General features: G+C 47.5%; 7 protein-coding genes. 1 reads left to right on the forward strand and 6 read right to left on the reverse strand.

What is annotated here, in order from left to right; translation table 11 throughout:
• Position 1: 1 nt before the first annotated feature.
• A complete protein-coding gene (locus M1125_02665; protein MCL5404716.1) occupies positions 2 to 1,198 on the reverse strand; it encodes a methionine adenosyltransferase in 1,197 nt (398 codons plus the stop codon).
• A 119-nt stretch (positions 1,199 to 1,317) separates the two neighbouring features.
• Positions 1,318 to 3,033 carry a translation initiation factor IF-2 gene (gene infB, locus M1125_02670; GenBank protein MCL5404717.1) on the reverse strand — a complete coding sequence of 572 codons (1,716 nt, stop codon included), beginning with the start codon at positions 3,031 to 3,033 and terminating at the stop codon, positions 1,318 to 1,320.
• A 288-nt stretch (positions 3,034 to 3,321) separates the two neighbouring features.
• On the opposite strand from infB, the gene M1125_02675 reads away from it, so the two are divergent.
• A complete protein-coding gene (locus tag M1125_02675) occupies positions 3,322 to 3,885 on the forward strand; it encodes a nucleoside-diphosphate kinase (protein MCL5404718.1) in 564 nt (187 codons plus the stop codon).
• A 55-nt stretch (positions 3,886 to 3,940) separates the two neighbouring features.
• On the opposite strand, the gene M1125_02680 is transcribed toward M1125_02675, so the two are convergent.
• The 4 genes from M1125_02680 to M1125_02695 form a co-directional block, all read right to left on the reverse strand.
• Positions 3,941 to 5,158 carry a translation initiation factor IF-2 subunit gamma gene (locus M1125_02680; GenBank protein MCL5404719.1) on the reverse strand — a complete coding sequence of 406 codons (1,218 nt, stop codon included), beginning with the start codon at positions 5,156 to 5,158 and terminating at the stop codon, positions 3,941 to 3,943.
• 17 nt (positions 5,159 to 5,175) lie between these two features.
• A complete protein-coding gene (locus M1125_02685; protein ID MCL5404720.1) occupies positions 5,176 to 5,580 on the reverse strand; it encodes a 30S ribosomal protein S6e in 405 nt (134 codons plus the stop codon).
• Between the two features lie 50 nt (positions 5,581 to 5,630).
• Positions 5,631 to 7,787 (reverse strand): CDC48 family AAA ATPase, encoded by a 2,157-nt coding sequence (locus tag M1125_02690; protein ID MCL5404721.1) that lies wholly within the window; start codon positions 7,785 to 7,787, stop codon positions 5,631 to 5,633.
• Between the two features lie 270 nt (positions 7,788 to 8,057).
• Positions 8,058 to 12,001: YncE family protein (locus tag M1125_02695; GenBank protein ID MCL5404722.1), on the reverse strand; the 3,944-nt coding region annotated here is incomplete at its 5' end.

Raw genomic sequence — 12,001 nt, forward strand, 5'->3', positions numbered from 1 at the left:
ATTAGAACATGCTGTGCTTGCCTGCGGCAATCTCCTGTGTCAGGTACGCAATGTTGTCAAGGCTCTCATCTGCCAGGTCATACACCTTTTTCCTTAGCACATCGACATCCTCTGGCTTATCTGTGTAAAGCTTTATGTCAAGGTGTTTCGGATCGTCTATCTTCCTGCCTATCTGCGACACTATGGAAACATTGCATTCCTTGACCTGCGGGTAATTGTGAACTATGTCATTGGCTATCTCGTTTGAAAGAATGCTGTATATTTTCCCTATGTGGTTGATCGGGTTCTTGCCGGCCGCAGCCTCAAGGCTCATGTGGCGGAACGGCGTTATGAGCCCATTCACTCTATTGCCTCTGCCTACAGACCCATCGTCGCCTGCCTCGCAGCTTAGCCCTGACTTGGTAATGTAAACCTTGCCATCGTGGCTGTCGCCGTTGTTTATGACCACGTTCACTTCCGTGCCTGAAAGCTTCTTTGCAAAATCCATGACCTCTTTTCTTACAAGGTCCTTCTGCCTTTCGTAATCTTCCATATCTTTTACGTATTGTGCTACAAATGCTATTGCTATAGTAAGAGTAAGCTCTGTGCCGTCGCGCACGGCCATTATCTTTATATCCTCTCCTGTTGACGGATATTTTTTCTTGAATTCTGGGCTGTTCAGCATCTTTTCCGTTTCTAGAACCAGCCTTTCCGTAGAGGTAAACGGCGCAAAACCTATGCCGAAAGAAGTATCATTGGCAAGAGGCACATCAACGCTCCTTTCAAATATCTCGCTTAAATCGGCAGAGCCCTTGACAATCTTTGATTGCATTATTACCTCGTTATCGATATCAAGGAATCTTGTATGCTTCTTTAGGTAGTTTGCTGCAGCGCTCAGGGCTATGTTGTCTACGTCTATGCTGATGCCTTTGTATTCTCTAACGGCCCTTCCTGCAAGAATCACCTCTATCGGCCTTGTTATCTTGCCCGAGCCAAATGCAACTTCAGAGGAACCTCCGACTATAAGCCCTTTATCGACATTGTGGTGGAGTATCTTGCCGGTGGAATTTATGTACTCGTTTGACAGCTCTACGCTAATGTTTTCCATAATGCCGTCAATCAGGCTGTCCGGATGGCCTAAACCTTTTCTCTCCACGTATTCTACCGGCTGTTCTGATACAGGTTTTGAAACGTTTGGTGTTATTCTGATATTCTTCATTTTACCACTTCTGAAGATGCATGAGCATTTACAGTAGCTTATAATAAAAGAAAGGAATAAAGGGGGGTGGCTAAACAAATTTTTACACTGATAAAATTGTTGATGTTGATATACCAGCATCAGCGCCTGCTTATTTGCAGTATCTTGTCAAGCAGCTCTGCCTCCTCGCCGTTCAGCAGGCTTGAGAACTCTCCCTTGAGCAGTTTGGCATCGGTCTCAGTGACCTTTGAGAACAGCGTCTGGCCTTCCTTGACCTGACGGCCAAAAAACGGCTCGTCCATGGATATGGCTACCATGTCTCCTTTTCTCGCCTTTTCAAGCGGCGTGCCTTCGTTCTGTATGCCCTTTATACGCCCCACAAAAACACCTTCTTCGTTTATCATAGGCGTCCCTGGCTTTATTGCTCCTGCAAGCACAGACACCCCGAATATTGCAGGATGCGACACCCTGAAGCAGCTGTTTGGCATTATCTCTATCTGCGCAGGCAGTACAATCCTTTTTTCGATTTCGGAGATCTTGTTTTTCCTTATGCTGTCTGCATACTGCATGTAGTCCTCTACGAGCTTGTATATTATGTTGCTGCTGATCACCTTTATCCCACTCATGGATAATGCGGCTGCAGCATCTTCATCGATTTGCACATTGAATGCCAGGATTGCAGCATATGCAGGGTCTACAGCATTCATCGAAAACGTGTCTATTACGTCGCGTTTTGTTACGTTCCCTATGCCCTTTTTGCTTATTGGCACTTTTGCGCTGCTAAGAAGCTTTGAAAGCGCCTCGATGGTTCCTATAGAATCGGCCTTAAGCACTATGCCGTTTTGCTCGGTTTTGAAGATGTCGCTCAGCTCGGACTTTATTTCGCTTTCGTAATCAGGCACCGATGTGCTTACTATCGGCGACCCAGGCATTGAATCCTCAAGGCCTATTGCACTTATCTTTATCCCTGCTGCGGCGCTGGCATGGTCAATGTTGTAGAACTTGCTTGTTGATTCCACAAGCTCGTGCAGAGGCTTGGGCTTAAGCAGTGCCTTAACCTTCGTAGTGCTGACAGTGCCGTCCAGGTTTGCAAACGCCACGACATCATTCACGCTCAGGGTGCCGTCATACAGTATTACATCGATTGTTGTGCCGAGGCCTTTTATCTCCTTCTTCTCTATTATGCTGCCCTTTGCAGGGCCGTCAATCTCGATGTTGAGCTTTATTTCCAAGAACTTCTGGGAAAGGCCAACAGCAAGCATGAGCAGTTCTGCTATGCCCTCGCCTGTCTTTGCGCTCAGAGGCACTATTGCAAGCTCTTTTTGGAAGTTGGTGACCTTATTGTAGATATCGCTCGAAAAGCCGTACTCGCTTACGCGCCCTATCAGTTCGAATATCTTGGATTCTAGAGCTGCAGCCACTGAAGTTTGCTGCTGCTTTATCGCTTCGGCAAAGCTCTTCGAGCCTGTGTTGCGCCATCCAGTTATCAGGTCTATCTTGTTTGCAGCTATTATGAACGGTGTCTTATACTCTTTCAATATGTCTATCGCTTCAACGGTCTGCGGCTGGAAGCCCTGCATTATGTCTACGACAAGTATTGCCAGGTCGGCAACGCTGTCGCCCCTCCTCCTCAGGTTGGTAAAGGCTTCATGGCCAGGAGTGTCTATGAAAAGCAGCCCTGGTATCTTTATATCGGAAGTGCCGAATTGGATGCCTCCGCATATGCGGCGTATCGTATCGAGAGGGACCTCGCTTGCGCCTATGTGCTGGGTTATGCCTCCTGCTTCCTTGGCAGTTATCGCGCTGTTGCGTATCTTGTCCAGGAGCGTGGTCTTGCCATGGTCGACGTGGCCCATGACGCATATTATAGGTTGCCTTATCATGAATATGCACCTTGAAAGAACGACGAGCCCACAAACGCTCGGGCTCATGTTTTGAGAATAAACGCCTTCGGATTAATTATTGGCATAATAGCTATTTAGCGCTTGCTGTGCTGTGCCTGGGTCGCCGGCTGCCGCATTGCAGGTCGATGGGCTTTGCTGGCGGCATTGCTGCTGCCGCTAAACGAGCTTTGCGAAAGGCATAAAAATTCTCGTTTAGCAACTCAAAGAGTAATATTTAGGGGTATCAAAAAAAGTGATACAATGCAGGAAAAAACACTGGTGCTCGTTAAGCCGGATGGCGTAAAACGAGCGCTCATCGGCAGAGTGATATCAAAATTTGAAGATGCAGGCCTTAAAGTCGTAGCTTTGAAGATGGTTCTTCCGACTAAGGAGCTTGCAGAAAAACATTATCCACTTGATGAGGAGTGGTATACAAACGCATGGAAGAATACCAAAAAAGGCTACGATGAGAAGGGCATAGAGTTCAAAGAAACGCCTCTTCAGTTGGGCACGCGCGTAAGGGGATGGCTGGTAGAAGCTTTGACAAGCGGGCCCGTAGTGGCGATGGTCATCGAAGGCAATGATGCGGTAGCTGCAGTAAGGAAGCTTGCTGGTGCAACCGCCCCGAATCGTGCAGACCCGTCGACTATACGCGGTATGTATTCGACAGATTCGTATGACCTCTCAGATTCCAAAAAGAGGGTGCTCAAGAATGTAGTGCATGCATCTGATTCTGTCCCAAATGCCAACAAAGAGATCTCGGTATGGTTTGGCGGAAAAGAGATAATTAGCTACGACAGGGCGGATGCGGAAGCGCTTTATTGAGCTTCCAGCATTTACTGAAGCAATAGAGAACTAGCGAATTTATTCAATGAAAATGTTACTCTATCAAGCCGTAGCCAGTGAGCTTCCAGCGCTGCGATATATTTCGCATTATAGCTATCTTTGAGCCGCCGAGCGCGCATACTGGGTGCTTTAGGTCGAATTTTATCTTGTCACGCTTTGCGCTTCTCACATATCCGACAACTGTAAGGGTGCCAACGCTAAGTATCATCGGCTCGTTCTCCGAAATGCCGCGCTCTTCGATATCCTTCCTGTTTAGCGAATAATACCTTATGCTGAGCGACGATACGACTTCCGGGAGCTTTCCAGGCGCGCCAAGGAGGTTTCCGACAAGGCCGTCAGCTTTTGTGTAGTACGGGTCCAGCTCCGTAGATATGCCTATAAGGCCGCCTGGCTGCGCCTCCTCCAGCTCGTCTGTGCCATTGCTTATGCCGCGCACATACGTTATCGCCGGCTTGTATACATCCTTCTTTGATTTTGAGGCAAGCTTGATTCCTGGCCTTATCTCTATCTTATCGCCTATGCGCAGCCTTCCCTTTATTATCGTGCCTCCTACAACCCCGCCTTTCAGGCTGCCTGGCTTGGCGCCCGGCTTGTTTATGTCGAATGACCTTGCTATGTACATTAGCGGATCTGCCTCCGGGTCGTTCTGCGGTTTTGGCATATTGACTATGGCTTCAAGCAGTACATCCATGTTTATGCCCTTGCTCGCAACTACAGGTATGATCGGTGCGCCCTCTATGACACTGCCCTTGAGAAAATCCTTTATCTGCTTGTAATTTGCCAAGGCTGCTGCCTTGCCTACAATGTCAACCTTGCTCTGCACAACTATTGCGTTTTTTATGCCGAGCAGATTTATGACCATTAGGTGCTCCTTTGTCTGCTGCATCGGGCATGGCTCATTCGCAGCTATAACAAAGAGGATGGCGTTTATTATGTTTGCACCCGCTATAGCAGTAGCCATAAGCGTTTCGTGCCCTGGCGCATCGAGTATAGATATGCGCATTATGGGCTCTGCCTTAGAGCCGCACTGCTCGCATGTATCTCCCACAGTATACGCTTGCGGCGCGGCACAATCAGGGCACTTCTTTATTATTGTATCGGCATAGCCAAGCTTTATTGTCATATTGCGCTTTAGGCTTTCGCTATGCCTGTCTGTCCATACGTGGGTAAGCGCCTGCACTAGCGTTGTCTTGCCATGGTCGACGTGGCCCAAGGTCCCTATGTTCAATGCACTCTGCTTTATGCTATCCAGCTAATCACTCCTGCCCCTTATTTCTGCGCCTCTGCCTTTTCTTCGGCTTTCTTTTCCTTTTGCGGTATGATTTCGCTTATGCTCTTGTCGCCGTACTTGGTTATCACGGTGTTTATCTGCTCCGTAGACTCGCTTATGGTGCTGCCTGATACCGTGAGCCTTCGAAACTCGCCCTTGTTCCTGCCCGAAAGGGCTATCCTTTTCAGCACCTGCCTCTTTGCTGTGCCCTGTATGCTGTTTTCCATTGGAAAGCCGCTCTTGTCAGAGCCGCCGGTTATCTTCAGCACGTAGCCCTGCAGGCCGATTACGGCGCCGTCTATCTCGTCGCCGATTCTTTTGTTCAGCAGCGCTGCAACCATGTCTGAGCTGACCTCCGCCTGGCCGGTCAGCCCTGTCTTCTTGTCGGAATATACTATTTTCATCTTCTCACTTCAGTAAGATTATCGCTAAAATCATTTGTGCAAATGCGGCTTTACCTGTACATGTTTTCTGGCTCCTCCTTGAAGCGCCTGATGCGCTCCGCAAGCTCCTTAGGTACTGTAGGCCTGATTTCTGAAAGCGCATTGTCGAAATCGGCTTTCGTAACCTGGGCGCGGCCGCTGCGTATGGCGTTCATGCCTGCCTCGCGCGTAAGGTTTTCGATTTCCGCGCCGGTATAGCCTTCAGTAGCCTTTGCCAGCTCATTGAGGTTTACGTCTTTTGCCAGGGGCATGCGCCTGGTATGCACCTTGAGTATGGCAAGCCTGGCCTCCTCGTTAGGCATGGGCAGCTCTATTATCTTGTCGAACCTTCCAGGCCTCAGAAGCGCAGGGTCTATTATGTCAGGCCTGTTCGTGGCGGCAACTACCACTATATTCTTCAGGTCGCTCAGGCCGTCCAGCTCTGTCAATAATGTGTCTACAACGCGTTCTGTAACCATCGAATCCGAAGAATCGCCGTTGCGCGTATAAGCTATCGAATCTATCTCGTCTATGAATATTATGCATGGTGCTGCCATCTTTGCCTTCCTGAACAGCTCGCGCACGGCCTTCTCGCTTTCGCCGACATATTTGCTGAGCAATTCCGGTCCCTTTATGGATATGAAGTTTGATTCGCGCTCCGTTGCAACCGCTTTTGCGAGCATCGTCTTGCCCACTCCTGGGGCGCCTACCAGCAATATGCCTTTCACAGGGCGTATGCCCATGTCTGTGAAAGCCTTTGGATTTTTTATAGGAAGCTCCACGGCTTCCTTGAGCTGCGCCTTTACGTCCTCCAGGTCTCCGACGTCAGCCCAATGCACGTTTGGCCTTTCCACGAACACTTCCCTAAGCGCGCTAGGCTGTATGCTGTTGAAGGCCTCCATAAAGTCGTCCTTGGTGACTTCCAGGCTCACAAGAAGCTCGTTTGGCACAGAGCGCTTGTCAAGTATCTTGGGCAGTATGCGCCTGAGCGTAGCCATTGCAGCTTCCCTTGCCAAGGAAGTTATGTCCGCCCCGGTAAATCCGTGGGTCATGTCGGCAAGGTCGTCTATATTAACGTCCTTCGATATTGGCATGTTCCTTGTGTGTATCTGCAGTATCTCCTTCCTTGAGTTCCTGTCCGGAACGCCTATCTCTATCTCCCTGTCGAACCTCCCAGGCCTGCGCAGCGCTGGATCTATGGCATTCTGCCTGTTTGTAGCGCCTATCACGATGACCTGGCCGCGTGAGCTCATTCCATCCATGAGCGTCAGCAGCTGCGACACCATGCGCCTCTCAACTTCGTTTGTTGCTTCCTCGCGCTTTGGCGCTATGGCATCTATTTCATCCATAAATATTATTGTTGGGGCCTTCTCCTTGGCCTCTTCGAATATGCTCCTAAGCCTTTCTTCGCTTTCACCGACGAATTTGCTCACAAGCTCAGGCCCAGATATGTCTATGAAATTGGCATCGCTTTCGTTCGCAACGGCCTTTGCAAGCAGGGTCTTGCCTGTGCCTGGAGGGCCGTAAAGCAGCACGCCCTTTGGCGGCTCTATGCCAAGCCTCTCGAACAGCTCCGGATACCTTATCGGAAGCTCTACCATCTCCCTTATTTTCTGTATCTCGTTCTTAAGCCCGCCAATATCTTCGTAGTGCACGTCGCCTATGCGCACTATGGACTCAGAAACAGGTTCGTTCTTGACCACGACCTCGGTGCTCTGCGTGACGCGTACTACGCCATGCGGCACTACCTGTGCAACCACGAAATTGAAAACGTAGCCGAACATTGGAACTGGCACAACGTCGCCTTTCACTAGCGGCTTGTTTTCAAGCTTGTTCTTCGCATACTCGGCAAAATCAGGCGATATTGGGGTTCGCTGATTCTGCGGCGGAGCAAGTACCACTCTTTCCGCATCGTTTACGTCGGCCTTTGTGACAAACACCTTGTCGCCTATGCCCACGCCTATGTTTTGCCTTATGTAGCCATCGATTCTTATGAAGTCCAGTCCTTCATCCTGCTGGCTGGCCTGCCATACTATTGCTGCGGTGCTCCGGCGTTTGCCTTTTATCTCTACTATGTCGCCAGATATGACGTTTAGCATCTTTCTTGCTTTCGAATCTATCCTGGCTATGCCCCTGCCGTCATCGGTAACCAGTGCGCCAGCAATAGTCAATTCTATACCATTAACCAAAAAAACACCTCGTATATGCAGGCATCCCTGCCAGAATCAGCCCCCTGCCTCTTCTGCAGACGGCACGGCCAAGCTGTGGGTGCGATGCCTTTACAATCTTGCTTTTATTGTTAAAGTATTAAGATTTTAGCTTTTTAAACTTTGCTTACCTAGCGGCTTTGTTGAAAAAGTCAAATTTTGTTGATAAAGTCTCAAAGATTTGATAAAGTAAGACTGAATCAACAAAGCAGGCATTTGGACTTGTTCAGAAGCTTTTTTAGTAAGGTACAGCTAGGCATGATGGCCCTTTTCACGAGCCTTCATGGCTGCATATGCGACTATTATGATTGCCAGAATGACTATTACAACGATTATAGTGTATTCTTCATAGTTTGGAGTTGGCTTTGCAACCGGCAGTATCGTTGTTGTGGCAACAGTGGTCACTGTTGTTGTTACGTTTTGCGTTGTTGCAACTGCAATTATAGATGGTGCAGAAGCGAAGAATGCGATGCTGCATGCACTTTGGTTGATTGAATAGCTGGTTACTGGCATCCAGGTGCCATTTACAAGCGTCAGTGGCTTTATCTGCGATGGATTTAGAGAGCACGCATATGTCACTGTAGTGTTGATTGCAGGCACCTTCGGCGTTGCGGATATGTTGAAGCCTGAAATTGCGTGATAGCCTATAGGCACGGAAGGCATCGTTGATGTTACGTTCTTTATCGTTACATCTTCTGTAATGTTCTTTGTGTAGTTGGAATATATGTTAAGCGCTATGTGCAGTTGCGTTATTGTTATTTTTGATCGTTCATGGGGCGCTATATTCAGCGATACTTCATAGCCCTTGTTTGTAATGGATATTGATGGAGGTGTTGTAGTAGTTACGGTTGTAGTGGTCGTTGTAGTAGTCGTAGTAGTAGTCGTAGTGGTTGTTGGGATTATCCTTTTCAAATAATATGCACTGTAGGAACCGCCAGTGGTTGTGTAATTTGTGCCGCATGGCGTTGAATCCAGAAGGCCGTATGTATTGTTTGAAACGTAGAAATTGCCGTTTGCGGTGAAAGCGCATGCAAAATTGAACCTGAAGTAGTAATGCACTGGGAACGATATCTCTGCAGGCAGCTGATTCTGGTAATACGTTATGTTCAGCACCTTTGCATTGTCTGAATAGTTTATCAAGTATACGTCAAACACGCTCCTGTTTGATGCGTACGTTTTATTTACATTGTCTGTTATGTAGAGCGATGATGTTGAAGATGATGGATGCACAGGCGCAGGGGTTATCGTCAATGTTCTAGACACTGACGCAGATGTGTAGTTTGCATTGCCAAGGGTATTGGCAGTTATTATATAATTGCCTGCCGCTGGACCAACAGCAAAATCATTGCTGGAGTAGAACGAACTTACCAAAGCGTTATTTACAAAGGCATTTGCCTGCAACTGGTTGTTATACGTTGATATTTCGGCTTCGGCAGTAGCTGTCGAACCGTTATAGACAAAATTTTGCGGGAAAACGGGAAATGTTATCGATGGAGAGGCCTTCGCAATCGTGAAGTTCTTTTTTATGGCGTTGGATGTATAATTCCCGTTTCCCGTAGTATTGAAGACTACTGAATAATCCCCCGCGCCTTCATGCGCAGTGAACGTTATTGTATTTGATGCAAATGTTGAATTCGCAACCACATTGCCATTTATGTAAAGGTATCCCTTCAACTGGTTGCCAAAGGAATTTATGGAAGCAGTGATTAGGCATCCCGCAGAGCCACTGTACGTGTAGTTGCTGCACACATTCAACTGCAGCATCGGGGAGGTCTTTGCGATTGTGAACGACGCTGAGATGGTGTTTGAGGTATAGTTTGCATTGCCCGATGTATTGGCAGTAAGCGAATATGTTCCTGCAGCAGAGAATTTATGCGAGCCAAACCCGGTATTTATTATGCTGACTGTATTGTTATTAGAGTTTGTAACGTATGCATAGGCGCCGTTGGGGGAGAAGGCTATGCCGTACGATCCGTCAAAGCCGGAGATGGTTGAAATTATGGAACGTGTAGAGGTATTGACTACGCTGACTGTGTAGTTATATTCGTTTGCCACGTAGACATAGGCGCCGTTGGGGGAGAAGGCTACACTGAATGGCTCACTAAAGCCGGAGATGGTTGAAATTATGGAACGTGTGGAGGTATTGACTACGCTGACTGTACCGCTATAGTAGTCCGCAACGTATGCATAGGCGCCGTTGGGGGAGAAGGCTACGCCAGATGGTCCGTCGAAGACGGAGATGGTTGAAATTATGGAACGTGTAGAGGTATTGACTATGCTGATATAACTGTTAAAGTTAGAGTTCGTAACGTAAGCATAGGCGCCGTTGGGGGAGAAGGCTATGCCTTCCGGATTAGAGAAGCCGGAGATGGTTGAAATTATGGAACGTGTGGAGGTGTTGACTACGCTGACTGTGTTGTTACCTTCATTTGCCACATATGCATAGGCGCCGTTGGGGGAGAAGGCTATGCCGGTTGGACTACTGAAGCCGGAGATGGTTGAAATTATGGAACGTGTGGAGGTATTGACTATGCTGACTGCGTTGTTGCCTGGATCGGCCACATATGCATAGGCGCCGTTGGGGGAGAAGGCTACGCCATTTGGATTACTGAAGCCGGAGATGGTTGAATTGTGTATTCCTATTATGGTGTTCGATACAAGCGCGTTATTGGCATAAAGACTTACAGGTATCTGGTTAAGCTGGGTGAATGTACCATAGCGGGTTAAAACGGATGAACCATTGTAGATTGTATTTCTTGGAGTATTGAGCAATACAGCAGGCACAGCCTTGAGTATTGATATCTTTATAGAGTTGGGAATAATATCGTTATAGACTGTTATTGTGTTGGTGCTGTTCAAAAAGTCATTCTGCATCTTGCTAGATATGGTATATAGGTAATTTCCAGCAGTAGCAAATAAAGAATTTGATGGCATCTGCACTTTTAGGGAATTGCCATTGTTATAAGTTATGATGTTGCCAGTGCCGGAATTGAAATTGAATGCGAGCGAATTCAATACGTTGCCAGAAATCGAATTGCTTTTTAAAGAAGCAGTAATTGACGGAGCCTTAGCGTTGTATGCATACGAAGTAGTTGTTGCTGATGTATTTATAGCAATTGATTCGTTGATCACGTTAAATGCAATGGATAACGAATTCGATGTATAATTGGCATTGCCCAATGTATTTGCAGTAAGCGAATATGTTCCTGCAGCAGAGAATTTATGCGAGCCAAACCCGGTATTTATTATGCTGACTGTGTTGTTATAATAGTTCGTAACGTATGCATATGCACCGTTAGGGGAAAAGGCTACGCCAGATGGTCCGTCAAAGCCGGAGATGGTTGAAATTATGGAACGTGTAGAGGTATTGACTATGCTGACTGTCTTGTTATAATAGTTCGTAACGTATGCATATGCACCGTTAGGGGAAAAGGCTACGCCAGATGGTCCGTCAAAGCTGGAGATGGTTGAAATTATGGAACGTGTAGAGGTATTGACTATGCTGACTGCGTTGTTGCCTGGATCGGCCACATATGTATAGGCGCCGTTAGGGGAGAAGGCTATGCCTTCCGGATTAGAGAAGCCGGAGATGGTTGAAATTATGGAACGTGTAGAGGTGTTGACTACGCTGACCTCGCCGTTAAAATTATAGTCCGTAACGTATGCATAGGCGCCGTTAGGGGAGAAGGCTACGCCATTTGGATTACTGAAGCCGGAGATGGTTGAAATTATGGAATGTGTGGAGGTGTTGACTACGCTGACTGTACTGCTATCGTAGTTAGTAACGTAAGCATAGGCGCCGTTGGGGGAGAAGGCTATGCCGTACGGTCCGTCAAAGCTGGAGATGGTTGAATTGTGTATTCCTGTTAAGGTATTTGATACAAGCACATTATTGATATAAAGACTTACAGGTATTTGGTTTAGTTGCGTAAATGTGCCGTAAGCAAAAGTCATTTTGTCCAAAGGCACTGATATGCTCAGAGGCGGTGAGGCTTTTGTGATGGAAATTGTATTTGACACTACGTGGCCGATTGCGCCTTGAGCAGAGTCTAAAGGCACCAAATTCACGGAATTGGTGCTTATTGCGTTTATTGCGTAGGAATTGCCTGCAATCACGTTGGAATTTAAATAGTGTATCGTGCCATACGCCTCGAAATCGAATGTAGAGGCAGTGTTTGCGGTCAAAGTGTTTGCAA

This window comes from Candidatus Marsarchaeota archaeon (assembly GCA_023485295.1).
In the GTDB taxonomy this organism is placed as follows: domain Archaea; phylum Micrarchaeota; class Micrarchaeia; order Micrarchaeales; family Micrarchaeaceae; genus Micrarchaeum_A.

What these genes read in the sequence shown, in the direction of transcription:
- M1125_02665 (MCL5404716.1), bottom strand. Translation starts at nt 1,198, where the DNA reads ATGAAGAATATCAGAATAACACCAAACGTTTCAAAACCTGTATCAGAA.
- infB (MCL5404717.1), bottom strand. Translation starts at nt 3,033, where the DNA reads ATGGGCCACGTCGACCATGGCAAGACCACGCTCCTGGACAAGATACGC.
- M1125_02675 (MCL5404718.1), top strand. Translation starts at nt 3,322, where the DNA reads ATGCAGGAAAAAACACTGGTGCTCGTTAAGCCGGATGGCGTAAAACGA.
- M1125_02685 (MCL5404720.1), bottom strand. Translation starts at nt 5,580, where the DNA reads ATGAAAATAGTATATTCCGACAAGAAGACAGGGCTGACCGGCCAGGCG.